Source organism: Corynebacterium sp. NML98-0116 (assembly GCF_001767255.1).
Lineage (GTDB): Bacteria > Actinomycetota > Actinomycetes > Mycobacteriales > Mycobacteriaceae > Corynebacterium > Corynebacterium pseudogenitalium.
The window spans coordinates 745487-769327 of record NZ_CP017639.1 but is presented as its reverse complement, the minus strand read 5'-3'; the positions used below and the strand labels follow the sequence as shown (position 1 = coordinate 769327).

Sequence of the window (23841 nt, the reverse complement as noted above, 5' to 3'; positions counted from 1 at the left end):
TATGTCTTCCTTCGACATGGGCGTCGAGGCCAGCACCGCGCTGCGCCTCGGCGCTCTTTTGTTGTCCGCGGGCGCTCCCGGCTACCGGGTCACCCGCGCCGTGAAGCGTTGTGCCCGCGCGATGCACTTCGACGACGCCGACGTGGTCGTCGGCTTCGACACGATCACGTGCACTGTCCACCGCGGTGATAATTTCCGCACGCTCGTGGCTGATCTTCCGCTGCCCGGGGTGAACGCGTCGCGCATCGAGGCGCTCGAGAACCTCACCAAGCACGAGATGCACCGCTACACCACCGCGGAAGAAATCAACGCTGCCATTGACGAGATTGAGGCGATCCCTACTCCACGTTGGGGTCCGCTGACCTCCAGCTGCGCGGCTGGCCTTGCGTGCGGTGGCTTCGCTGTACTGAACCACTTCTCGTTCTTCACCGCGCTGCTGGTGATTATTGCGGCTGGTGTGGGCCAGTACGTCCGTCTGCGATTGGGGCGTCGACACCTCCTGCAACTAGGCGTCGTGATGGCAGCGGCCCTGGTGTCAACGTTGCTGTTCCTGGCGCTCGCGTGGGCGCTTCCCCACTCCGACTTTGAGCTCTCCGCGGGCTTCGTCCCCGCGATTTTGTACCTTGTGCCGGGCTTTCCCCTGTTCGTTTCTTTGATGGATCTCTCCCGCTTCGACTTCACCTCGGGGCTGCCGAGGCTCTTCTTCGCACTCGAAGTGGTCATCACCATGATGCTGACGGTCGCGGTCATCGCGATGGTCACCGATGCGCCCGCCCCCAGTACGGTCAGCACAACCCCGGATCCTGCGTTTTACGGGGCTGCGGCGCTCGCCAGCTTCGTCTCCGTGGGTGGGTTCGCTATTTTGTTTAATGCCTCACGCAGGATGACACTTTTGGCAGCCACGCTCGGCACCGTCGCCAATGTGTTGCGCCTCATGCTTGTCGACGCCCACGTGGAATACTTCCTCGCCTGCCTGCTGGGGACTCTCGTGATCGGCATTCTTGGTTCCTGGCTGGGCCAACACTTTCGGGTGCCGCGCACCACGGTGACCATCCCCGCAGCCGTGGTCATGATCCCCGGCCCCACCATTTACGCGGCGCTGCACCAGATCACGAACGGCAATATCTCCGCGGCAATCGACTCGACTACCGCCGTCGTGCTCACGGTATTGTTCCTCTCTGGAGGCCTGACGGTGGCCCGTCTGCTCACTGACAAGAACTGGGCGTTCCAGCGCACCGTGGAATTCCGCCCGCTGGACGAGCCTTAGCTGCGGATCACGGTCGTGTTCGTGGCACGATCGTGCATGCCGCGGCCGTCGGCGTCGACAAGCGCTGCGGGCAGAATGAACGCAGTGAGCAGCGTGCGCACTGCCGCGCGCCACAGCCCGACGGGCTCTTCCGCGTCGACGCGGGCCACCCCCATCCCGAGGATCGCCATGCCCGGCGTGCGTGCAAATAACCAACCGCAAATGATGCCCAACACGATCCACAACAGATACGTCAACGTCGATGTGCCACCGAAAACGGTGGTGTTGGCATGAATGATCGCTGCAGCCGCCCAGGCAATTGCCCAGTCGATCGCGACGCCGCCCATGCGTCGCGCCACCGACGCCTGCGCGCCCGCGCCCTCCTTCGGCAGCCCAAGGAACTGCCCCGGGTAGTCAGGGATCGCATCATCGCCTTTGAACTGGCCGGGAAGCTCCGGGCCGTCGAGCCATCGTTTTCCTTGGGGTGCAGACATGCGACATAGCCTATCCTCTTTTCCTGGAAAGCTGTTACAGAGCGGGAGCTACACGCTAGAATTGTGCGAAGTTCCCAACGCCGTCCGAAGGAGAAAAGGTCGTGTCTTTCGAAACTATCGAAGACGTAAAGAAGTTCATTCAGGACGAGAACGTGGAGTTTGTCGACGTCCGGTTTACCGACGTCCCCGGCATCGAGCACCACTTCTCTATCCCTGCCTCCATGTTTGACGAAACCGTCATGGAAGAAGGCCTCGCCTTCGACGGCTCATCGATTCGTGGCTTTACCACCATCGAAGAGTCCGACATGACGCTCATGCCGGATCTCGCCACCGCAAAGCTGGACCAGTTCCGCGCAGCGAAGACCCTGAACGTGAAGTTCTTCGTCAACGACCCATTCACCCTCGAAGCGTTCTCCCGCGACCCGCGCAACGTTGCGCGCAAGGCGGAGCAGTACCTGGCTTCCACCGGCATCGCCGATACCTGTAGCTTTGGCGCCGAGGCCGAGTTCTACCTCTTCGACTCCATCCGATACGAGGTCGAAGGCCACCGCGCGTTCTACGAGATTGACGCCGAAGAAGGCTGGTGGAATCGTGGCAAGGAAACAGATGCAGTCGGCGGCCCGAACCTTGGCTACCACAACCGCGTCAAGGGCGGCTACTTCCCCGTCCCACCACACGACAAGACCGTCGACGTACGCGACGCCATGGTCAAGAACCTGCGCGAATCCGGCTTCGAAATCGAACGCTTCCACCGCGAGGTAGGCAACGGCGGCCAGCAGGAGATCAACTACCGCTTCAACACCCTCCTGCACGCAGCCGACGACCTGCAGGACTTCAAGTACATCATCAAGAACACCGCCACCCAGTACGGCAAGACGGCCACCTTTATGCCGAAGCCCCTGGCCGGTGACAACGGTTCCGGAATGCACGCCCACCAGTCCCTCTGGAAGGACGGCAAGCCACTGTTCTACGACGAGAACGGCTACGGCGGGCTCTCCGACATCGCCCGCTGGTACATCGGCGGCATCCTCGAACACGCCGGCGCTGTCCTTGCGTTTACCAACCCGACGCTGAACTCCTACCACCGCCTCGTCCCCGGCTTCGAGGCCCCAATCAACCTCGTGTACTCCCAGCGCAACCGCTCTGCCGCGATCCGCATCCCGATCACGGGCACCAACCCGAAGGCGAAGCGCATCGAGTTCCGCGCACCGGACCCATCGGGCAACCCGTACCTCGGCTTCGCTGCGATGATGATGGCCGGCCTCGACGGAGTGAAGAACCGCATCGAGCCACACGCCCCAGTGGATAAGGATCTCTACGAGCTGCCACCAGAGGAAGCCAAGGACATTCCGCAAGCGCCGACCTCACTCGAAGCCTCGCTGCAGGCACTGCAAGACGACTTCGAGTTCCTCACCGAAGGCGACGTCTTCACCGAAGATCTCATCGACACGTACGTGAAGCTCAAGTACGACAGCGAGATCACCCCGGCGCGCCTGCGCCCGACGCCGCTGGAGTTTGAGCTGTATTTTGACTGCTAGATTCTGAGCCCAGGTTCGTCCTGGTCCCTTGCCCACGGTTTCCGTCACGGTTGCCGTGGGTTTTTCTTTGTCTTCTTCCTGTGCAGCGGACTTTTGCACCACATTCCCTCACGCGAAATCGGCGACCTGCGCATTTGCCGACGTCCCCTTCCCAAACCCAGGAATCTGGTGCGGGCCGCTTCGTGCCAGTGCCAAAAGACACAACACATAACATCTAGCCCTTTTGTGACCTGCGGGAACGTGGAGGTCGAAGTTCAAACTTGCGTCCCTTGTCACTGCATCTCAGGCCAGGACACCAAATTCCCCATTTCTCCCAGAAAAACTTGAGTATTTCCCCAGGTGGCCGAAGTCCGCGGACGGATTGTGGTGCACAGCTCACTCGCAAGAACCAGCGACATCCCCGCTATACATAACTCCACACAAACCACACATTTCCACACAAACCACACAACTCCACACAAGAGCGCTAATGTGTAACTATGACGACCACGCAAAACCCTTTCCGTGCTTCGCTTGGGACTAGCCCGCCACTCCTAGTCGGCCGCGACGAAGTAATCGATGACTTCAGACTCGGGCTTGAAGAAGGACCAGGTGCACACGAACGCATCTCACTCCTCGTTGGCGCACGAGGTATTGGAAAAACAGCCCTACTCAACGAGTTAGAAGACACCGCAATAAACGCTGGGTGGCTAACGTTTTCCGAAACGGCGACTGAGGGGTTCGTCGATAAGTTGAGAGACCAACTTACAGAGTTTCTCGAGAGCGATGCGCCGACCCGAACCTCTTTTCAAGTTGGTCCGAGCGCTTTGCGCCTCAAGCATGAGTTTGAACGGCCTGCTCAAAGGCCACGTTCACTCCGTACTCTACTCACGGAGGTCCTTGACACGCTCGCGAACCACAACAGGTTTAACCGTTCTGCCAGTGGTGTCTTAATTACGGTCGATGAGCTTCATTTCGTACATCATGATGAAATTGTTGAGTTCGCGACGGCTATTCAACACCTCGTTCGAGAAAACAGGGAAATCGCCGTGGTGATGGCCGGTATTCCAAGTTCGGTGAGACCTCTGCTTGCCAGTGACGAAGGGCGCAATCCAATCACTTTCTTAAGGCGTGCAAACCGCGTGGATCTCGGCCGACTCAGAGGTACAGAGGTCCGTGAGGGGCTCACAGTTCCCGTCCAGCAAGCTGGACGTTCGTGGGACGAGGAAGCCCTCGCGACTGCTGTACAAGCTACTGGAGGCTATCCGTTCATGATCCAGTTGATTGGCAACTTCGCTTGGCGCTTTGAATCCTCTGACACAATTCAATTGGAGGCTACAGAAAAGGCCATTACGCGAGCACGAAAGAAACTCGGGCAACTTGTTCATGAACCAGCGCTCAACGATCTCTCTGCGGAGGATCGTAGGTTCCTTGCAGCAATGTCGCTCGATGATGGTGCCTCGAAAATCAGCGATGTCGCCAGCCGTCTCGAAGTGAGCGAACAACAAGCTTACAACTATCGACGCCGCCTTAGCGAAGCCGACTTAATCACTTACGACCGCGGCACCGCAGACTTAGCGCTCCCCTATCTGCGCGAGTACCTTCGCACCCATGTGGTCGCAGATATTCTTCGTCTGCCCGAGTTTGAAGAGTGACAGTTTGCTTACTCGCAACGTGCCTTCCGGCAGACCGAGGGGCTATCGCTTGCATACCATCACCACTACTCCATCAGGCAGCAAGGGACTGCTCGGAGGAGATCATCGGATGCAAGCAACTCTCGTCTTTGAAAGTCTGTAGGTAGGCGCATCACAATGTCGGGACCACCATATAGAGTACGAACCATGTCCCGTATGAATCCGCTCATCCATGCCGTTCGCCAAGCGCAGGACGGCAATCCGCTCGCAAACCCCGTGACAGTGTTGTGCATGCCAGGTGCACGTGATGCTGTGATGGATGCGTTGTCGCAGTCCGGCGTGGCTGTGGGCGTGAAAGTCCTGTCGTTGCAGTTGTTTGTGGAGTCCCAGTTCCCGGGATTAGTTGACCCTGCTGAGGTCGCCGCTTTGGTGGTGCATGCGTTGCAGGAACTCCCGGAGGATTCCGAGATCCGCGCGCGGGGGCTCGCTGGCGAACCGGCTACACGAACGGGAGTACGAAAGGCGGTATGGCAGCTGCTGCAGGCCCCGCGGGAGCGATGGGGACTCACTGGTACCAGGACACTGCCGAAGGAGATCGCCTCGATCACGGAGCGGATAGCGGACAGGTTCAAGTCATCGTCCAAAGGCGAGCCGGCCAGGACGCTTCCATATGAGGCTTGGCAGCAGGCCTGCATCCCGGAGCGCACCATTGTGTGGGATGTTGTTGGGCTGACGCCTGCTGAGGATCGTCTGCTCGAGCGGCTGCCGGAGCCATTGCGCCCGGACGACACTGCCCAGGTCACCACGATGGAAGTTGCGGATGAACACGTCCAGGCGCTCGCTGTACTCAGCAAGGTCCGGGAAAGCATCGCCGAGTCGTCTGCCCCACAGGAAGAGGCGCTGGACCGCGTCGGGGTTGCGATGATGAATCAGGCGTTCTACCCGGTGTTAGTTGATGCTGCGCAGGGTCTCCCGCTGGTGGGTGGCGCAACGGAGTGTCTACTCGACGCCCCGGAGGTCGCCACGGTGGTCGGGCTTGTGTCGCTCGAGGTCGACACGATACCGCGAGCGCAGCTTGCGGAGATTCTGCTGCGCGGACGGATCGGCTGGCAGGATGCGGCGGGTAAGCGCCCGGCAATCTTCGGGTTCGATTCGCTCAGTCGCCACCGAAACGGCCCGCGTTCTTGGCCTCGCTGGCAGGAGTTCAGCGTGGATCACGTGGTCAATGGAGAAAAGGTCCCGGCGCGGGTGGAGGCTGCGTGGGTTGTGGCGCTCCACGACGACCTGGTGGCGCTTCGCGCGTCTGAATCTTGGGGCGAGTGGGCGACACAGGCGCTCCAGCTGGCGAAGAAGCATGTGCAGGGACCGGTGCCGGAGTCCCTGTTTTCGAACTTGGCACAGTTTGATCAGTTGGGAATCGACTTCAGTGTGCTCGCAGCACAGGAGGCGCTGTGGGAAGCTGCGGTTGCAACTCCACTTGGTACCGATGATGCGTTTCCGGCTGGTTTGCGCGTCGGTGCACTGTCTGGGCTGGTCGGTGGGGATCTGGACGTGCTGTTGGTATGCAACGCGTCGTCGATATTTATGCCGCACGGTGTGCCGGAGCCTGCTGGTGTGTCACTCGAACAGCTCGGTACCAGCGTAGAGCGCGAGACCAGCCGTCAGCATGAGATCCTCGAAGCTGCTCTGCGTACGGCGAACGAGGTGCGGTGTATCCACGCCGATCAGCTCAGCGGTGGCGAGTTTGGCGGGGAGCCCAGCCATTGGATCCCAGCAGACCACACCCCAATAGATGGCTGCGAGGCGAATGACTTCCCGGCCGCAAGCAGGCGAACCGCCAGCTTCACCCACGCCCTGCGCGGAGCATGGCCGGTATCCACGCAGCAGACGATGTCAGTGATGAAGGCTCGCAGCGAGGGCAACCCGAGCGATGAGTTCAATGGCTTCGTTGAGGGTCTGAGCGACTGGATTGCAGATCACGAGTTCTCTGCGTCGGCATTGAACCTGTATGTGGAGTCCCCGTACCTTTTCTTCATTCAGTACGTAGCTGGCATGCGCGAGCTTGAGGCGGATCCCGCCGAGGACCTGGATTCTCGTGATAAGGGCACGATCTTCCACTCCATCGTGGAGGAATGGACGCGCCGTGTGTGGCTCGATGCGTCTCCTCGACCTGCCAGTTATGCGGAGCTGGACTGGGATGCGGCTCGCGAAGTGCTGGATTCTATCGCCGCCGCGCACCTGAGCGCGCCCCTGCTCAGTGAGGTGAGCGCGCTTTCGCGGCACGCCTTCGAGCTGCGCTTGACCAAGGCTCTGGGTGCCTGGTTTGAGGCAGAACGTCAGCAGGCTGAGGCAGGCTGGATGCCTGTTGGTGTCGAGCTTGCATTCGGTCGGGGTTCAGACATCGAGGTATTTTTCGACACCTCCTTCGGCCAGGTATCGCTGAAGGGGTTCATTGACCGCGTCGATTTCCACCCGGAGACCAGAAGTCTGCGCGTGGTGGATTACAAAACTGGCAGGAACCGGATCGCGAAGAAGGACGTGCTCGCTTGGGACAACGTCTCCTCGTTTACCGTCCAGCCGGATTTCTACGGCCTAGCCATGTGGCAAGCGATTTCTAACGGTGCGCTCGCAGCGTGGTTGGACAAAATGGGCATCGGCGAGGATGTGGTCACGGTTTCTCCGAGCGTGGACGTGGATTTCCACTTCGTGTTCGCCGACAATCCCGATGAGGAGCACTACCTTGCCATTTTTGACCAGGAACGCTATGACGATTTCGTCCACGTGTTGGGCAGCACCCTGGAATTAATGGCCCAGGGAGTCTTCTTCCCGCGGCCGATTGATACTGAACGCTTCCTCCGCACCCAGATTCTGCGCTTGGGTGCAAATAATTACGTCCGCCAAGCCGACGCAATCAGCGATTATCTCTTTGAGCTCTACCAAAGCCTGACACCTGCGCGCGAAAATGAAGGTGAGAACTAACATGACTCTGTTGCCAGATTTTGAAAACCGTGAGCGGATCCGCACGGATGTTGACTCCACCTTGTTCGTGGAGGCCGGTGCCGGGGCTGGTAAAACGTACTCACTCGTCCAGCGCCTGCTCACGCTCATCTTGGAACGTGAAGTTCCAGTCACCCAGATCGCGGCGATCACGTTTACGAAGAAGGCTGCGGCGGAGCTTTCGGAGCGTCTCGCCCGTGAGCTGGCAAAGCACGCGGGCAACCCAGTGGCGGATCGCGCTCTGCTTGAGCTGCCCAGCGCAGCCATTGAAACGCTGCACAGCTTTTGCCAGCGCCTGCTGTGTCTTTACCCGCTCGAGTCCGGCATCCCTCCAGAGATCACGGTGCAGGATAACTTCGCCGCGGAGCGTCAATCCGACGTGCTTCGACGCCGAGTAAGCGAAGCGTTTTCGAGCGCACTCGAGGGGGTCTTCCCCATCGCTGAGCTGAGCGGGGGCAAGATTCTCGACGCCGACCTCCGCGAAGCCCTGGAGCATTTCGCGGGCGAGAACGGTTCGATGTCTTCGCTGCTGCAGCTTGCCCAATACATGGACGATAACTGGGGTGAGTTGGAGCCGACGATCGCTGCTGCCCTGCCGGAGGCGTTCGTGTTCGATGAGGACGCAGCCACGCGAATCGTGGGTGAGCTCAAGCGCACTCTCAACGAGTGCTCAGACCCTGAAGACGCGTTTGCGTTGACCTTGGGAGAACAAATTACGGATCTTCAGCTGCGGATCACCGCGGGTGATTTCACGAAGGTCGGCAAGTTCCGCAAGGGCAACGGTGGCCGAAAGGCGAACTGGGGCGGAGCGGTTGTCAAAGAAATCAAGTCGGCGTGTGAGCGTGTCTGGGACTCCTGGAATGAGAACGTGGAAAGGCAAGCGGCGCGTCCCAAAGCGGTGCTTCGCGCGTCGTTGGCCTTGATCGTGCTGGATAACGCACGTCGACGCCACCGCACTGGTGAGCTCCAATTTGGTGACCTTGTGTACCTGGCAGACCAGCTGTTGAAGCACCACCCGCATGTCCGGGAGGACGTGCACACACGGTTTACACACCTGCTTGTGGACGAGTTCCAGGACACCGACCCTGCCCAGTTGCGCATCGTGCGCGCGATTGCCACCGACCCTGCTACCGGGAAGCTCACTCCCGGGGCCTTGTTCACGGTGGGTGACCCGAAGCAGTCGATCTACCGGTTCCGCCACGCGGATCTGGACACCTACCTTGCTGCCCGTGACGCGCAGGACTGCGAGGTCGTCGAGCTGACCACGAACTTCCGCTCCACCTCGAAGGTCCTGGACTGGTCCAACCAGGTCTTCGAACGCTATTTCCCGAACGCCTTGGCTACCAGCAAGAAGCCAGACCCGAAGCTTGTGCCCCGAGAAGTGGCCTTTACTGCACTGGACGCACGGCCTGGGCTTGATGACGCCCCCGAGCTGGCAGACTTCAATAGTCGCACGATTGTCGCGCATTACGAAGCCATCAAGGAGGACAATCTGTCCAAGGAGGAGGCTGAGTGCCGCCTCATCCTGAGTATTATCAAGCAGGCGCTTGCGGAGGACTGGCAGCGCCGCGACAAGGTTGTACGTGACGACGGCACTTCGTATGAGACCCTGGTCGGGTTGGAGCCGCACGATATTGCGATTTTGGTGCGTACCCACCGTCAGGCGGCGTCGTTAATGGCGTTTCTTGATGCGCATGACGTGCCCTACGTCCCGGAGGGCGCTGCGCTGACGTATCTGGCGCCCGAGATTGAGGAGCTCCACGTCGTGCTGCACGCGGCGGCTGACCCGGCGGAATCGCTGTCGGTGGGCGCCGCGCTGCGTACAAGCCTGCTTGGTATTTCCGACCTTGAGCTTGCGCAATGGGCCGCTGCGGGCAGCAGTTTGAACATTTACGGGCCTCGGTTGCACGACCTGACTGGGCGTATTCCGGATGCGCTCAACCTCATTTTGAAGCTGCATGAGGCTTCCCGTGAGATGTCCGTCGGCGCCCTGGTGTCCTGGGCGTGCGACCAACTGAACATGGTGGAGCTGGCCGCTGCGCGAAGCGCGTTCCCCTTGGAGGCGCTGCGCCGCCTCGAGTTCGTGAAGCACAATGCGCGCGCCTTTACCGAGGCGACTCACGGTACCCTGCGCGAATACACCGCGTGGACTGATTCGTTGGCCAACGAGCGTCATCAGATCACCGATCCGGAGAGTACGACTGCGGGCGGGGTGCGCATTCTGACGCTGCACGCGTCCAAGGGCCGGGAGTTCCCGATGGTGATCTTGGCCGGGATGTACGGCGGTAGGAACAACAACCCTCAGGTCAGCCGCCCGCATCCTGCGGACCATGTGTTGGAGTACAGCGAGTTCCGGCTCACCTCCCCGCGTTCGAGGGAAATCCTGGAGCACGAAAAGCTTGCCGACGCCGCCGAGCGCGCCCGCCTCTTCTACGTCGCCACGACGCGTGCGCGTGACCACCTAGTGGTGTGTAAGCGAACTGATAACCCGAACAGCGTGGCGTCGAAGGCGTTCAATACGGCCATCGAGAACACGATCGCGGAGGGCGCAATCCCGGAAGCGATTGCTGCGGAGGACATCCCAGCATACGAATATGACTTCACCACCTCCGCCACGCGGCCCACAGAGCCGAACGCCGAGGGACTGCCGGATCTTCATGCCTCGGAGAGCGCGTGGCAGTCGGCTCGTGCACGCCGTGTCGCCAGCACGGCGGTGGCTCATGCTCGAGACGCTGACGTCGTGAAGCTTGGGCTCACGCGGGAGACTGCCTCACTCGACCCGGCATTGGTGGTTACTGGGGAGGCCCGCGCTGAGCACGGCGCGGCAGTGGGCACCGCGCTGCACGCAATGATGGAGCGCGCGACGCTCGATGACCTCACAGCTGCCGGTGGTGCAGCCGATTACGCGGCCACGCTCAGTGTGGACTGCGGTGCGCCCTCGCAGTTCCGGGAGACGCTCGCATCAATGGCGGAACAGCTGCTGGAGTGCGAAACCGTCACGCACGCCTTTTCCTCGCAGCATTACAGGGAGCTGCCGGTATTCGGCCGACTCAGTAGTGGCGGCCCAATTATCGACGGCGTCGTTGACCTGCTCTACCGCGAGGGAGATAGCTGGGTCATTGCCGACTACAAAACGGATGTCAGCGCCGATGCCCAAACTGTGTCCGAGTATTTCAACCAGCTCCGGCTGTACGCCGAGCTTTTGGGCGGGGAGCTCGACGCCCCGATTACACGCTTAGAGCTGCTCTTCCCCCGCAAGCAAGGAGTTGTGATACGCACGCGTTCACTGGGCTAAGCCGACCGAATTATCCCCGATCAACCTGCACCAACAGGCGCCACGTTAGGGATTTGGTAAGTCGCACTTTAGTGATTTGGTAGATTGCACTTTAGGGATTTGGTAAGTCGCACTTTAGGGATTTGGTGAAATAGTGTTCATTCCGAGGGAATTGGGCCAGCATCTTGAGCAACTGGCTTCGTGGTTTCCGATCGTGAGCGTGACCGGACCACGGCAAAGCGGAAAATCGACGTTGATTCGTGAACAGTTCCCTGATTTCACCTATCTCAATCTCGAAGACCCAACGCTACGCGCGTTCGCCATCGAGGACCCCATGGGTTTTATCCGTGATCGTGGCTCTGCCCTCATCATCGACGAGGCTCAATATGCGCCCGAGCTATTCTCGTCCCTGCAGGTCATTTCGGACGAACGAGGCACACCTGGACAATACGTGCTCTCTGGTTCGCAGAACTTCCTTTTAATGGAGAAGATCTCGCAAAGTCTAGCCGGAAGAGTCGGCATCACCCACCTGCTTCCACTCTCTTTTCGGGAGGCACTCACCGCACGACCCGACACGAGCGCTGAAGATTTCATGGTTCACGGTGGGTATCCGCGCCTTTATCAAGTAGATATGCCGCCGGAGATCTACTACCAGAACTACCTCCGCACATACGTCGAACGAGACGTCACACAGTTACTCAATGTTCAGAACACGGACGCTTTTCAAATGATGATGAAACTGATGGCCCTTAATGCCGGCAACCTCATCAACTACACTGGACTGGCTCGCGAACTCGGCGTCGCGTTTGCGACCGTGAAGAACTGGGTAAGCATCCTGGAATCCAGCTTCATCGTGTTCACACTGCGTCCTTTTCACACCAATTCCCGCAAGACGCTGACGAAGACCCCTAAGTTGTACTTTTACGACACTGGACTGCTCTGCCACCTCCTGGGTATCCGCACAAAAGTAGACCTCGTGAACTCCCCGGCTTTCGGCGCGGTGATGGAAAACCTCATCGTGGCAGAAACAGCCAAGTGCTACCACCACCAAGGGATAGCCCCTGACCTGTATTTCTATCGCGATGACAGCAAGATTGAAGTGGATCTCCTCGACATGACGCACGAGCCACGCGCTGTTGAAATAAAATCCTCCGCAACGTTTCGCTCGCGCCACGGGAGAAACCTCGCCACGGTTGGCAGCCAGTTGGACATTGACCCGACGCAGCGCTGGGTGGTCTACCGTGGCGAGCACGGCCAACAATTGGAAGAGTTTAAGGTGGTGCCCGCAGCAGAGTATTTGCGGCACAATTTCGCACAATCCGAAGACCGGGTACTCTGACACGGGTACTGACTCTGGATGGTGGTGTAGCAATGCGCAAAGTAATGTCCACACTCGTTGCTGCCGCGGTGCTGTGTACTGCGCCGCACGCGGTCGCGAACCCGCTCGCGGGCAGCTCGCAGGCGTTCTCTCAATCCAGTTCCCAGGCTGGTGAGGAGCTCCGCACGGCTATCTACCGGGCGCTGCCGCCGCAGGCGCGCAACCATCCGTTGGCACAGCAGCTTGCTCCTGCACCTGCGCCTAGCACGCCGGCTCCGACCCAGGATCAACCTGCGGACTGTTCCAACTGCGTGGCCGTCACGTTCGACGACGGTCCGGCTGCCTCCACGAATCAGGTGTTGGATATCCTGGCGCGCAAGCACGCCACGGCGTCGTTTTTCGTGTTGGCGCCGAAGGTGCGCGCAAACCCGGGCGCCGTGCAGCGGATGCGGGCTGCCGGTCACACGGTAGCCAGCCACACTGCCACGCACCGCGACTTGACGAAGCTTTCGCAGCCGGAGGTGCGTCGTGAAGTGGAGGAGGGCTCCCGCGCGATTGCTGATGCCACTGGTGCTTCCCCGCGGTTTGTCCGCCCGCCGTATGGGGCGCTCAACGCGACGGTGTCCGAGGCAGCGCGGGTGCAGGGTCAGGCGGTGGTCTTGTGGGACGTCGATACGCTGGATTGGAAGCACCGCGACCCGGCGCGGACGTGCAAGACTGCGGTTGACCAGGCACGGGCCGGGTCGATCGTGTTGATGCACGACATCCACCCGACGACGGCCCAAGCCGTGGAGTGCGTGATCGACGGCCTGCGGGCGAAGGGGCTGCGGCCGGCGAGCTTGGATCAGATGGTGCCGCAGCCGGTGCCAGGTAAGACGTACACCACAAGGAATAGTTAGCTCGCCTGCATCCGGGCGACCATGTCGTGGGCAATCCACGACTCCACTGACTCGCCGTCGATGGTCCACGCGGGGTGGTCGCCGCCCTCGAAGTAGGACAGGTGGTGGGGCATCATGTTCATCACGTGCGGGATGAGGTCAATCAGTGGCATCGGGATCTGAGGAACGCCTAGCCCGGCGGCCATCGGCAGCAGTTCCTGCGCGGCCACGTGGAGCAGCACGCCCAACCCCGTGATGTCCTCGCCAGAAAACGGCGCGGTCTGCCCCTCGTAGCCCCGCACCACATTCGACACGGCAGCAAGTTCCCACGCCAGTGCAAGCAGCGTAGCGATGGGGTTGTGCCCAAAGTCCTTGAAGCCCCGCCCCGCCAGCTTGTGCAACGGGGCCGCGGCGGGCTGGGCGAGTCGCACGCCGACGCGCTGCGCCAACCCGTCGTGCTGCGTGGCGCAGGCGAGGTCGTTGCTGTGGCAAAACGTGAGAACCTCAGCGTCGTGGAATGCGGCACGGCGTGGCCCGGTGAGACCCGAGACGTCGCTAGCAAGGCGTACGCCGTCGAGCGGGATGAGGATTTCGCCGTTCTCGCCGCGGACGCCACGCGCGCCGGTGACTGTTTCCGCCGTGTGGTAGGTGGTGCGGCTGCGCCCCGGATCCGCGATAAGGTAGGCCGCGACAAGGCTCGGGTCGGGGGACTCCGCCACGAGGTCCCCGAGCAGGCCAGCCCCTTGCGAAAACCCGAGGAACAACACCTTCGTGTCCGGGCATGCGTCGTGGAGCGTGGCGAGGTGCGTGCGCACCGCACGCTTGCCCGTATCTAGCGACGCCCCGTACGGCAGGGCCATGTTCGTCCTGGTCTCCCCCAGCGTGCCGAGCACGCCAACCGAGGCCGTGTACGGCACCTGCCAGGCAGACACGCTCTCGCCAGCCGCTTCGACGTCAGCGATCAGGGTCGACCCGGGTCGCAGTCCGCGCACGTGTAGCGGGTCGTCGCCCTGGTTGGAGTCGCCGGTGCCGGCGGCGATGACAATCTCGAAATCAGTGCAGCGCTGCGGTGAGGTCGCGATGTTGCGCTCGTACGACTCGAGCGGGGCCTCGGGCAAAGGCTCGCTATCGCCTTTCCCCAGTAACTGCGCCTGAGCTGGCGGTGCCACAGACGGGACCACAACGCACGCAGCGCACACCACGGCTGCCAACACAGCGCGCATATCGTTCATGAGGCGTCCCTCCACGCGTTGAGGTCCACCGTGAATCCCCCGATGGAGCCGCGGGAGGTGTACTGCCACACCTCGGGGGTGCCCATGCCGAGTGGGGTCGGCCACGCGTCGGCACCTGGGAATGCTGGATTGTTAGAGCCCCAGTCGGCAAGCCAGAGGGCTCCGAACTGGGAGGGCCGGGCCAGGTGCATGTATCGGCGCCAATACCCGGCATTCGTATAGACGCCAGCAACGCGCACCTCAAACCCCTGGAAGGTGTCGTAGGCGGAGCGGACGTCGGCAAGTGTGAGCCCAGCGGGGCTTTCCACGTCGAGCCACATCGGGCAATTCATGGCGCCGGGGGCGCGCTGGAGTACCTCGACGCTGGCCTCCACCTGCTCGTTGATGGTGGTTCCCTCGGAAGGGCTGCGCAGGAAGTGGTAGGTGGATACGTTGAGGTGGGCGGAGCGGGCGTCGACAAACAGGGTGGGGAACGCATGGTCCTGGTAGGTGCCATCCGTGGTGCGGATGATGGCAAAGTCGAGCGGGCAGGCGGTGAAGTCAAAGCCTGCCTGGTGCTCGGATACGTCGACGCCGAACCGCATTAGTTGCGCTTGCTAAAGCCCATGCGTGGCTGGAAGCCCTCGGGGCGCTTGCGCTGGGCGGCGGCGTCGCCGATGACGAGGCGCCACTTCGCGTCCGTGACCGGCATGTGGGATAGCGGGAACCAGCCGACGTCGATGGATTCGTCGTCACCGACGACGGGCTCCTGGGAGGGGTCGACGGCTTCGAGGCGGAGCTGCGTCGACATGTAGCTTGCGATGTCCCCATTGTCGTGGGTGACGGGGCCGATGGCGCCGACGCCGAGGATCGCAGCCGGGGTGGCCTTGATGCCGGTCTCTTCGAGCACCTCGCGCACCGCGGCGTCGTGGGCGTCCTCGCCTGGGTCGGCGATGCCGGTCACGGGCGTCCACTTCTCGTTGTCCGCGCGGCGGACGAGGAGTACTTCGGGGACTGCCCACGGGGTGTCCGCGGTGGAGTCCCGCAGCACGACGGCGCATACGGCGGGTACCCACATTGGGTCGGTTCCGATCTTCTTTCGGGTCTGCACGATGAACTCGGGTATAGGCATGGGTTCAAGTGTACTTCGGTTACTATTTACGTCATGTTGCACACCACCACTGATGACTCCGCACAGTCTGTTGCTTTGCTTCGCCGGGTGCCCACTGCACTGTTTGTGGCGGTGTACGGAGCGCTCGTGGTGGTGCTGGCCTCGCTGGCAGTCGCGTTGTACGCCTACCAGCACAACGCTCCACAGGAGACTCGGCTGCAGCGCGAACTAGTGTTTCAGCCCGAGGCACCGCAGGCCGATGTTGCGTCGATTGAGGCGAGCATCCGGCCGTACCTGATCGCAGATGCAGAGGTGCGCGAGGCGCATCGCGGCGCAGCGCTGCGCGGCGACATCACGGATACCGCGGTGCAAGACGTGGACTCGTTCGCGGGGCACCTCTCACGCCTGCTGCAGCAGAACTGCATCCCCGGCGTTGAGCTGCGCACGGGCAGCAACCTCAACGTGAGTTTGTGGGACTACTGCCACGATGCGCCCGCACCCGAATCGATTGCGCAGCAAATGCGCCTCGCTGTGGGGTACGACGCCGACTTCGTCGGGTTCCTGCACTACCCGTTCGGGCAGAAAGTCAAGGTAACGTGGATGAACGTGGCCGACAAGGCTGATCGCGACAGCCTCATCACAATGTGGGAGGAAGTCGGCCTGCCCGACGGCTTCGTCGAAGTGATCTACCAGGCCTACGGGGCGGGCGAAGTGACCACGCTCGAGATTGATGACAAGGGCAAGCACGACTTGCAGACGAACCCGACGCCCGATACGCAGTAGCTCACCACTGCTGTTCGACCCACTGGGCGTCCGGCACGACGCGCTCGATGACGCTCAGAATTTGATCAACGTTGGAGTAGGACATCATGATCGGGTGCTCCATGCCTTCCCAGCACTCCTCCCCTGAACGGTCGGCTTCCGTCCCGGATACCACGCCGATGATGGTGGCGCGCCCATTCACGTCTGCGAAGACGGGGCCGCCCGAGTCGCCGGAGGAGGCGCAGACGCCTGCGATGTCGCCGCGGGACTCACGTTGTTCTTCGTCGTCGTGGGCGGTCACGATCTGGACGCGGCTCGCGGCCTCGAAGTGGCCACAGGTGTAGCCGGTCGTCCCGCCCGTTTTGCAGACGCGGTCAACGGGGCCGATCTCGGCACCGACGCCTGTCGGGATCGGGTCGCCGACGAGCGGCACAGCGCGGTCCGTGTCGTAGATCTCGATAATGCCGACGTCGATGCGCTCCGCCTCTGGGTCCTCTACATCAGGGGTGTAAAGCCCGGAGTAGATAAACCTACCGACTTCCTGCGAATAGTCGTTGGTGTCCGAGGCCCCTTTCGGCCACACCAGGTTGCCTTCACGCCCGCAGTGCCCGGCGGTGACGGCGTAGGAGCGGCCGTCGGCACCCGAGAACGTGAACGCGACGGTGCAGGACTGCGCGGTGAAGCGCTCCCCCGGCTCTGGGTAGTGGTCCGTGGACTGGATCAGCGAGCCCGGCGCCCACGGTGCGAACTCGGGCACCAGGATCCGGTTGCCCGTTGCCGCGGCAGGCGGTTGCTCCCCGGGTCGCTGGACGGCTTCCTGGGCTTGGCGCTCCTCGGCGGTGCGCGTGTCTATTTCAGAGGTGTGCAGGCCCAGCCACACCACCATCCCGACCAAGCACAGCGCGGCGACGATGATGGTAAACCACGCGGCACCACCTAGCCCGCGACGAGGCGCCGACTGCCCTACTGGGGCGACCGGCTCCGGGAACGTCCACTGTTGCCCGTCTTCGGGCTGGTATTTTTTGGCGAGGTCGCCGCTACTGCTCATCGCCCGCTTCATCGTCGGCGAAGGCGGGGTCGCCCTTGGCAGCTTCTTCCTTCTGAATCTTCATGTCTCGGATGAACTTCTCGGGGTCGAACTCGGTGAAGTACTCCGGGCCTGCGAACTGTTCCTGTGCCATGTGCTACTTCCCTTCGATGGAGTCTTGGATGAAGGCCTTCACGGCGTCTGCGTCATTCGGCAATTCGGTGACGTGCCGTGGTTGGTCCATGATGCCACGGAAGCGCTCGGGCACCTCCGGCTGGGTGCCGGTGGCCTCGACGATGGTCTCGGCGAACTTCACCGGCAGCGCGGTCTCAAGCACGACGACAGGAGTGTTGACGTCGCCACTCACGGCGCGGGCGGCGTGGACACCGTCGGCGGTGTGCGGGTCAATCAGCACGCCGGAGCGCTCGTGGACCTCGCGAATGGTCGCCACGCGGTCAGCGTGGGTGGACGAGGAGGAACAGAAGCCGAACGCGTCGCGGATGCGGGCCAGGACGTCTGCGCCGCCGAAGTCCTCGGCGTCGAAGCCGCCGTTGTTCACCTTGGTGCCGAAGAGCTCGCCGGTCAGCGCGGCGTCTCGCCCGACGGCGTCGAACATCATGCGCTCGAAGTTCGACGCCTTCGAGATATCCATGGACGGCGAGGACGTCGCCTGGGTCTCTGCCGCGCTGCGCGGGCGGTACTGGCCGGTGCGGAAGAACTCGTCGAGGACGTCGTTCTCGTTGGTAGCCACGATCAGGCGGTCAACGGGCAGCCCCATCCGCTTGGTGATGTAGCCGGCGCACACGTCGCCGAAGTTGCCCGTCGGCACTGAGAAGCTCAGCTTCTGCGAGTTGTTCTCGGTCACGCGCAGGTAGGTGGAGATGTAGTAGACCGTCTGGGCAAGCAGGCGCGCCCAGTTGATGGAGTTGACGGCGCCGATGGCGTACTTCGCCTTAAAGTCGGCGTCGCCGTTGACGGCCTTGACCACATCCTGGCAGTCGTCGAAGACGCCATCGAGGGCAATGTTGAAGATGTTCGGGTCGTCCAGGCCGAACATCTGGGCCTGCTGGAATGGCGTCATCCTGCCAGCCGGGGTGAGCATAAACACGCGGATGTTGTCGCGGCCGCGCATCGCGTACTCGGCAGAGGAACCGGTATCGCCGCTGGTAGCGCCCAGGATGTTCAGGTGGCGGCCGCGGCGGCCCAGCTCGTACTCGAAGAGCTCGCCGAGCAGCTGCATCGCCATGTCCTTAAACGCCGCGGTTGGCCCCTCGGAGAGGTGTGCCAGCCACAGGTCGTCCTCGAGTTTGGTCACGGGGACGATGGCGGCGTCGTTAAATACGGGGGTGCGGTAGGCGCGGGCGGTGATCGCTTCGATGTCGGCGTGCGGGATGTCGTCGATAAAGAGCTTGAGCACCTCGGCGGCGAGTGCCGCGTACCCGCGCTCGGCGAGCAGTGTGCGCCAGCTGTCGAGCTGCTCGGGGCTCAGCTGCGGGTACTCCACGGGAAGGAACAAGCCGCCATCCGGGCTTAAGCCCGTGAGCAGGATGTCAGTGAACTTGTAGGTTGTGCCTGCGGTATCGCGCGTTGAAATGTAATCCACGGTTGCACAGTCTACGTGACGCACCGGACCCGCATGCCGGATTGCCTAACCGAGGGAGTACCTTGTACCGCATGCCCCATTCCAACTCCCCTGTCTCCCAGACCAACGATCCACAGCAGCGCGTCACCCGACGCGCCCTTTTTGTGTGGTTCGGCGCGGTCGCGGTGTACGTGGTCGCCATCTTGGGCCGCACGTCCTTCGGCGTCGCGGGAGTTGAGGCGATCGACCGCTTTGGTATCGACGCTTCTCGGATCGCAGTGTTCACCGCAGTGCAGGTTGGCGTGTACTCGTTGGCGCAGATCCCGACCGGGGTGCTCATCGATAGGCAGGGTCCGCGCTTCATGCTGATCGTCGGCGCACTCGTGATGGCGGTGGGCCAGATCCTGCTCGGGTTTACGTCCTCCTACCCTGTCGCGCTTGCGGCTCGCGTGCTGATCGGCGCGGGCGACGCCACGGCGTTCCTGGCGGTGATGCGTATCCTGCCGAGCTGGTTCCCTCCCCGCAAGACGCCGCTGTTTACGCAGCTGTCCACTGCGATTGGGCAGATGGGTCAGTTCCTGTCCGCGGTGCCGTTCTTGGCGCTGCTGCACGCGAAGGGCTGGCAGGTCGCGTTCGTCTCGCTCGGTGCGGTCGGGGTGCTCGTGGCGCTCGCCGCGGTGGTCGCAGTGGCGGACGCTCCCACGAAGCCTGGCGAGGAGGCTGCGGCCAAAAGTGCAAAGGTGCCGCTTCGCACCACGCTCTCGACGGTGGTGCGCTCACCGGTGTGCTGGGAGGCATTCTTCATCCACGGGTTCTCCATCTTCCCGATGGTCACTTTCACCCTGCTGTGGGGTGTGCCGATGATGACGCTCGGCATGGGCCTGAACGAGCAGGAGGCCGGCACGGTGCTCATCGTGCTGACGGTGTGCATGATCGTCGCGTCGCCGGTGCTCGGTGCGGTCTCTGCACGCTTGGGCGTGCGCCGTGACATGGCGGTCATCGTGCTGTGCTCGCTGACGCCGCTGATGTTTTTGTGGTTCTTTTCGACGTCCACTCCGCGCGGCTTCGGCGCGATCCTGGCGGTGGTGATCGTGATGGGCACGGTGGTGCCCGCGTCCAACTTCGGTTTCGATAACGTGCGCGAGCACGTGCCGCCCGCCATGGTGGCGACCGGCACCGGCCTGGCCAACATGGGCGGGTTCACATCCTCCATGGTGGCAGCCCAGGCGGTGGGGATTTTGCTGGACCACTCGGCAGATTCGGTGCAGTACACGTGGGAGGACTTCCAGTACGCCTGGATCGCGGTCTACGTGCTAGCAGTCCTGCTGATCGTGGGCCTGCTGGTGGCACGGGCGAAGGCGCAGCCGCAGATGCGCCGACTCAAGATCGTCGAGCAAGCGCCACCAACGAAGGCAAACTAGCGCCGCGGGGGTTCCTGGCGCCCGGTCAGGATGTCAACGACGGAGCGGATGGCGGCGTCGCCAAGCTGCGGCAGCGCCGAGGATCCGGGCGTGGAGACCGTGGTCGGCCCCTCGCCTTCGCGGGTGCGCTCGGGCACGCGCTGCTGGTGTGCATCCGTGGTGCCGGGCTCCACGGCGATGCTCAGCGTGGAATCTGCCAGTTCGAGTTCGGTGTCGGGGGTGACGCCGGCGACGCGGGCGGCGTCGACAAGCGCGACGAGGTCCGCGAACGTTGCATTATCAAGGTCAATTGAGATCTGTACAGCCATGGGCACCAGCATAAGTTATTCGAACTCGTGCGACGGCGCCTCGCCCCAGAACACCTCCTCCACCACGCGATATGCGCGGCGGGTGGTGCGCCGGTAGTCCTCCAGGAACTGCTGTTGGTGCTCCGGGCTGTAGCCCGCGGAGCCTGCGACGGGGCCGAGCTGTGTGCCCGGCGCGGGCAGCTGGTCGGTGCGCTTGCCGGTGACGAGCACGATGGCGTTGCGGGCCCTGGTGGCCATCAGCCAGGCCTCGCGCAGTTGGCGGGCCTGCTGCGGTTCAATCACTTGCGGTCGGTCGTCGTTTGGGTCGGCGAGGTAGTCGAGGGCCTCCAGCGTGGAGGTGGTGTGCAAGGCCGGGTGGGTGTGCGCGTGCATCATGGTGAGCAGCTGCACGGTCCACTCGACGTCGGCGAGCGCCCCGCGGCCCAGCTTGGTGTGGGTGGCGCGGTCCGCCCCGCGCGGCAGGCGCTCGTTATCCACGCGCGCCTTGATGCGGCGGACCTCCCTGATGTCGCGCTGGCTGGCACCCCCCGGCGGGTAGCGCACTGGGTCGATGACGCGGAGGAAGTCCGCGCCGAGGTCCCGGTCACCGGCGATGGTGACGGCGCGCAGCAGCGCCTGGCGCTCCCACACCTCGCCCCACTCGGTGTAGTAACGCTCGTAGGACTCCACCGTGCGCACCACCGCGCCAGAGCGCCCCTCGGGGCGCAGTCCGAGGTCGACCTCGAGGGGTGGGTCGGCGCTCGGCTTGGCCAGGCGCGCGCGCATCGCCTCAATGACCTTGGCGGCCCACACGGTTGCTTCGTGGTCGTCGTAGCCCTCGTTGGCTGCGGCAACCACCATCACGTCCGCGTCCGAGCCATAGCCGAGCTCCGCCCCGCCGAGTCTGCCCATCCCGATCACAGCGATGCGCGCCGGCGTTGGGCGCTCGGGGTCCTGGTGCTGGGCGCGCATCTCTGCGGCGAGCGCGGCGCGCAGAACGGCGTCCCACACGTAGGTGAGCTCCTCGCAGACCTGGCGCACCTCCATGAAGCCGAGCAGGTCGGCAGCGGCGATGCGCGCGAGCTCCGCCCGACGCAGCGAACGCGCCACCGACACCGCGCGGTCCGGGTCCTCGTAGCGCCCGGCGGCTGCGACGATCGCCTTCTCTACCTGGTCGGGCGCCGCCTCGATGAGGCGCGGACCCGAGGAGCCGTCGCCAAAGAGTTTGACCACCTCAGGGGCCGCGATGATCAGTTCGGAGGCGTACGGGCTGGTGCCCAGGATCTGCATGAGGCGCTGGCTGACCACGCCCTCGTCGCGCAGCATGCGCAAAAACCAGCTCTTATCCTCCGCCGCCTCCGAAAGCTTGCGGTAGTTCAACAGCCCCGCGTCCGGGTCCGCGGTGCCACCCAGCCAGTGCATGAGCGACGGCAGCAGGATCGCCTGCAGCTTCGCCCGGCGCGAGGTGCCCTTCACCAGCGCGGTGAGGTGGTCGTGGGCGCGCGCCGGGTGGCGGTAGCCGAGTGCGGCGAGCTGGGCCTTGACGGCGTCGGCGCTCAAGGTAGCCTCGCCGTAGCTCAGGTTCACCACCGCGCTAAGCAGCGGACGGTAGAAAATGCGTTCGTGCAGGTTGGCCACGGTGAACCGGACCTGCTTGAGGCGGGTGCGCAGCGCCTCAGTGGCGGTCGCGCGCGGGCCGGTGCGGAAGCCCGAGGTGCGCGCGAGCCACCGCAGCGCCTTCGCGTCGTCCGGTTTGGGCAGCTGGTGGGTGCGCTTGAAGCGGGTGAGCTGCAGTCGGTGCTCGAGCAGGCGGAGGAACTCGTAGGCGTCGATCAGCTTGGCGCCGTCCTCGCGTCCGATGTAGCCGCCGTCGGTAAGCACCTGGAGCGCGTCGACGGTGTTCTTCACCCGGATGCTCTGGTCGATGCGCCCGTGCACGAGCTGGAGCAGCTGGACGGCGAATTCGACGTCGCGAAGCCCGCCGCTGCCCAGCTTGAGTTCGCGCTCGCGCAGGTCTTTCGGCACGTGCTCGAGCACGCGCCTGCGCATCGCCTGGACGTCCTCGACGAAGCTTGTGCGTTGCGACGCCTCCCAGACCAGCGGGCGCAACGCCGCGATGTAGCGCTGCCCCATCTCGGCGTTGCCTGTCATCGGACGGGCCTTGAGCAGTGCCTGGAACTCCCAGGTCTGCGCCCAGCGCTTGTAATACGTCAGGTGGCTGTCAACGGTGCGCACGAGCGCGCCGGACTTGCCCTCGGGGCGGAGGTTGGCGTCGACTTCGAAGAAGCACGCGGTGCCAAGCTGCATCACGGTGCTGGCGGTCTTGGTGGCCGGGGCAGTGGCTGGTTCGGCGACGAAGATGACGTCGACGTCGGAGATGTAGTTCAGCTCGCGGGCGCCGCACTTGCCCATCGCCATGATCGCGAGGCAGGAGTCGGGGTCGTCGTCGCCGTAGGTTTCGCGGATGGCGACGGCCAGCGCTGCGGTCAGAGCGGCGTCGGCGAGCGTTGTGACGTACTCGGTGACGTCGCGGTAGCCCACCTCTCCTGCGAGGTCGGAGGCGGCGATGCGCATCATGAGGGTGAGGTAGTGCTCGCGAAGCGGTGTGGTGGCGCTGGCGTGGCGCGACCACTCCTGCCCCGCGCGGTAGGTGCCGGGGGTGGTCAGGTCCTCGCTTGCTGTGTCGCCCTCGAGGCCCGCGGGTGCGGCATCGACGGCCGCGAGCATCGTGCGGAAGAGCTCCTCGCTGCCTGGGAGCGGCTCGAGCAGGCTGCACCAGCGCTGCGGGTGCGCCACCAGGTGGTCGGACAGCGCCGTGGAGCCGCCGAGCAGCGCGAACAGCCGGGTGCGGAACTGGCCGTCGGCCGCCAGGTGGGACTGCACGTCCTGCCAGGATGGGGCGTCGTCAAGCGCGCTGAAGAGACGGTAGAGCGTGTTGAGCGCCAGGTCTGGATCGCCGGCGTCGGCAAGCGCTGCGAGCACCTTCGCATCCGTGATGCCGAGCGTGGCTAAGTCCTCGGCGGCGCGGGGGCTGGTCAGCCCGAGCTTCGCAGGGTTCGGCAAGGGTGCATCTGCAGACATG

18 protein-coding genes are annotated in these 23841 nt (G+C 63.2%); 9 read left to right on the top strand and 9 right to left on the bottom strand.

Annotated elements, in window-relative coordinates:
- The first annotated feature begins 1 nt into the window (after nucleotide 1).
- Nucleotides 2-1267 (top strand): threonine/serine exporter ThrE family protein, encoded by a 1266-nt coding sequence (locus BJP05_RS03340; RefSeq protein WP_084028564.1) that lies wholly within the window; start codon nucleotides 2-4, stop codon nucleotides 1265-1267.
- Here BJP05_RS03340 and BJP05_RS03335 read toward each other — a convergent pair.
- On the bottom strand, nucleotides 1264-1740 hold the full coding sequence (locus tag BJP05_RS03335) for an RDD family protein (RefSeq protein WP_070362177.1): 477 nt from the start codon (nucleotides 1738-1740) through the stop codon (nucleotides 1264-1266). The genes BJP05_RS03340 and BJP05_RS03335 overlap by 4 nt on opposite strands.
- A 101-nt stretch (nucleotides 1741-1841) precedes the next feature.
- Between BJP05_RS03335 and glnA the strand changes: the two genes are divergently transcribed.
- From glnA to BJP05_RS03305, 6 genes are all read left to right on the top strand, one after another.
- Nucleotides 1842-3278: a type I glutamate--ammonia ligase gene (glnA, locus tag BJP05_RS03330; RefSeq protein WP_070362176.1), complete on the top strand. Its 1437-nt coding sequence runs from the start codon at nucleotides 1842-1844 to the stop codon at nucleotides 3276-3278.
- Nucleotides 3279-3757: 479 nt separating this feature from the next.
- Complete coding sequence (locus BJP05_RS03325) at nucleotides 3758-4912, top strand: AAA family ATPase (protein WP_070362175.1); 1155 nt, start codon at nucleotides 3758-3760, stop codon at nucleotides 4910-4912.
- Nucleotides 4913-5098: 186 nt separating this feature from the next.
- Nucleotides 5099-7870 (top strand): PD-(D/E)XK nuclease family protein, encoded by a 2772-nt coding sequence (locus BJP05_RS03320; RefSeq protein WP_070362174.1) that lies wholly within the window; start codon nucleotides 5099-5101, stop codon nucleotides 7868-7870.
- 1 nt (nucleotide 7871) lies between these two features.
- Entirely contained in the window at nucleotides 7872-11183 is a 3312-nt protein-coding gene (locus tag BJP05_RS03315; protein ID WP_070362173.1) for an exodeoxyribonuclease V subunit beta, read from the top strand.
- A 133-nt stretch (nucleotides 11184-11316) separates the two neighbouring features.
- Entirely contained in the window at nucleotides 11317-12501 is a 1185-nt protein-coding gene (locus BJP05_RS03310; protein ID WP_070362172.1) for an ATP-binding protein, read from the top strand.
- 44 nt (nucleotides 12502-12545) lie between these two features.
- Nucleotides 12546-13379 (top strand): polysaccharide deacetylase family protein, encoded by an 834-nt coding sequence (locus tag BJP05_RS03305; protein WP_240492797.1) that lies wholly within the window; start codon nucleotides 12546-12548, stop codon nucleotides 13377-13379.
- Here BJP05_RS03305 and BJP05_RS03300 read toward each other — a convergent pair.
- From BJP05_RS03300 to BJP05_RS03290, 3 genes are read right to left on the bottom strand one after another with little or no spacing between them, the layout of a single operon-like run.
- Nucleotides 13376-14590: a cutinase family protein gene (locus BJP05_RS03300; protein ID WP_070362170.1), complete on the bottom strand. Its 1215-nt coding sequence runs from the start codon at nucleotides 14588-14590 to the stop codon at nucleotides 13376-13378. The genes BJP05_RS03305 and BJP05_RS03300 overlap by 4 nt on opposite strands.
- Nucleotides 14587-15174, bottom strand: coding sequence for a glycoside hydrolase family 25 protein (locus BJP05_RS03295; RefSeq protein ID WP_070362169.1), 588 nt, complete (start codon nucleotides 15172-15174; stop codon nucleotides 14587-14589). The genes BJP05_RS03300 and BJP05_RS03295 overlap by 4 nt, the downstream gene beginning before the upstream one ends.
- Complete coding sequence (locus BJP05_RS03290) at nucleotides 15174-15701, bottom strand: NUDIX domain-containing protein (protein ID WP_070362168.1); 528 nt, start codon at nucleotides 15699-15701, stop codon at nucleotides 15174-15176. The genes BJP05_RS03295 and BJP05_RS03290 overlap by 1 nt, the downstream gene beginning before the upstream one ends.
- 33 nt (nucleotides 15702-15734) lie before the next feature.
- Here BJP05_RS03290 and BJP05_RS03285 point away from each other — a divergent pair, with 33 nt between their 5' ends.
- Nucleotides 15735-16463: a hypothetical protein gene (locus BJP05_RS03285; RefSeq protein WP_070362167.1), complete on the top strand. Its 729-nt coding sequence runs from the start codon at nucleotides 15735-15737 to the stop codon at nucleotides 16461-16463.
- A gap of 1 nt (nucleotide 16464) precedes the next feature.
- Here BJP05_RS03285 and BJP05_RS03280 read toward each other — a convergent pair whose 3' ends face one another.
- Genes BJP05_RS03280 through thrC form a run of 3 tightly spaced genes read right to left on the bottom strand, consistent with a single transcriptional unit; the run spans nucleotide 16465 to nucleotide 19072 of the window.
- Nucleotides 16465-17490 carry a trypsin-like serine protease gene (locus BJP05_RS03280; RefSeq protein ID WP_084028652.1) on the bottom strand — a complete coding sequence of 342 codons (1026 nt, stop codon included), beginning with the start codon at nucleotides 17488-17490 and terminating at the stop codon, nucleotides 16465-16467.
- Nucleotides 17480-17623 (bottom strand): hypothetical protein, encoded by a 144-nt coding sequence (locus BJP05_RS11275; RefSeq protein ID WP_168156175.1) that lies wholly within the window; start codon nucleotides 17621-17623, stop codon nucleotides 17480-17482. Before BJP05_RS11275 ends, BJP05_RS03280 begins: the two co-directional genes overlap by 11 nt.
- A gap of 3 nt (nucleotides 17624-17626) precedes the next feature.
- The gene (gene thrC / locus BJP05_RS03275; RefSeq protein WP_070362166.1) at nucleotides 17627-19072 is read right to left on the bottom strand and encodes a threonine synthase; all 1446 of its coding nucleotides are present in this window, start codon (nucleotides 19070-19072) and stop codon (nucleotides 17627-17629) included.
- A 71-nt stretch (nucleotides 19073-19143) separates the two neighbouring features.
- Here thrC and BJP05_RS03270 point away from each other — a divergent pair, with 71 nt between their 5' ends.
- Nucleotides 19144-20472: a nitrate/nitrite transporter gene (locus BJP05_RS03270; protein WP_070362165.1), complete on the top strand. Its 1329-nt coding sequence runs from the start codon at nucleotides 19144-19146 to the stop codon at nucleotides 20470-20472.
- On the opposite strand, the gene BJP05_RS03265 is transcribed toward BJP05_RS03270, so the two are convergent.
- Both BJP05_RS03265 and BJP05_RS03260 read right to left on the bottom strand, forming a co-directional pair.
- The gene (locus tag BJP05_RS03265; RefSeq protein ID WP_070363461.1) at nucleotides 20469-20780 is read right to left on the bottom strand and encodes a hypothetical protein; all 312 of its coding nucleotides are present in this window, start codon (nucleotides 20778-20780) and stop codon (nucleotides 20469-20471) included. The genes BJP05_RS03270 and BJP05_RS03265 overlap by 4 nt on opposite strands.
- Nucleotides 20781-20795: 15 nt before the next feature.
- A complete protein-coding gene (locus BJP05_RS03260) occupies nucleotides 20796-23840 on the bottom strand; it encodes a bifunctional [glutamine synthetase] adenylyltransferase/[glutamine synthetase]-adenylyl-L-tyrosine phosphorylase (protein ID WP_070362164.1) in 3045 nt (1014 codons plus the stop codon).
- Nucleotide 23841 lies beyond the last annotated feature (1 nt).

Coding starts and splice junctions, on each gene's coding strand:
- BJP05_RS03340 (WP_084028564.1), top strand. CDS start 2: ATGTCTTCCTTCGACATGGGCGTCGAGGCCAGCACCGCGCTGCGCCTC.
- BJP05_RS03335 (WP_070362177.1), bottom strand. CDS start 1,740: ATGTCTGCACCCCAAGGAAAACGATGGCTCGACGGCCCGGAGCTTCCC.
- BJP05_RS03325 (WP_070362175.1), top strand. CDS start 3,758: ATGACGACCACGCAAAACCCTTTCCGTGCTTCGCTTGGGACTAGCCCG.
- BJP05_RS03320 (WP_070362174.1), top strand. CDS start 5,099: ATGTCCCGTATGAATCCGCTCATCCATGCCGTTCGCCAAGCGCAGGAC.
- BJP05_RS03315 (WP_070362173.1), top strand. CDS start 7,872: ATGACTCTGTTGCCAGATTTTGAAAACCGTGAGCGGATCCGCACGGAT.
- BJP05_RS03305 (WP_240492797.1), top strand. CDS start 12,546: ATGTCCACACTCGTTGCTGCCGCGGTGCTGTGTACTGCGCCGCACGCG.
- BJP05_RS03300 (WP_070362170.1), bottom strand. CDS start 14,590: ATGAACGATATGCGCGCTGTGTTGGCAGCCGTGGTGTGCGCTGCGTGC.
- BJP05_RS03295 (WP_070362169.1), bottom strand. CDS start 15,174: ATGCGGTTCGGCGTCGACGTATCCGAGCACCAGGCAGGCTTTGACTTC.
- BJP05_RS03290 (WP_070362168.1), bottom strand. CDS start 15,701: ATGCCTATACCCGAGTTCATCGTGCAGACCCGAAAGAAGATCGGAACC.
- BJP05_RS03285 (WP_070362167.1), top strand. CDS start 15,735: ATGTTGCACACCACCACTGATGACTCCGCACAGTCTGTTGCTTTGCTT.
- BJP05_RS03280 (WP_084028652.1), bottom strand. CDS start 17,490: ATGAGCAGTAGCGGCGACCTCGCCAAAAAATACCAGCCCGAAGACGGG.
- BJP05_RS11275 (WP_168156175.1), bottom strand. CDS start 17,623: ATGGCACAGGAACAGTTCGCAGGCCCGGAGTACTTCACCGAGTTCGAC.
- BJP05_RS03270 (WP_070362165.1), top strand. CDS start 19,144: ATGCCCCATTCCAACTCCCCTGTCTCCCAGACCAACGATCCACAGCAG.
- BJP05_RS03265 (WP_070363461.1), bottom strand. CDS start 20,780: ATGGCTGTACAGATCTCAATTGACCTTGATAATGCAACGTTCGCGGAC.
- BJP05_RS03260 (WP_070362164.1), bottom strand. CDS start 23,840: ATGTCTGCAGATGCACCCTTGCCGAACCCTGCGAAGCTCGGGCTGACC.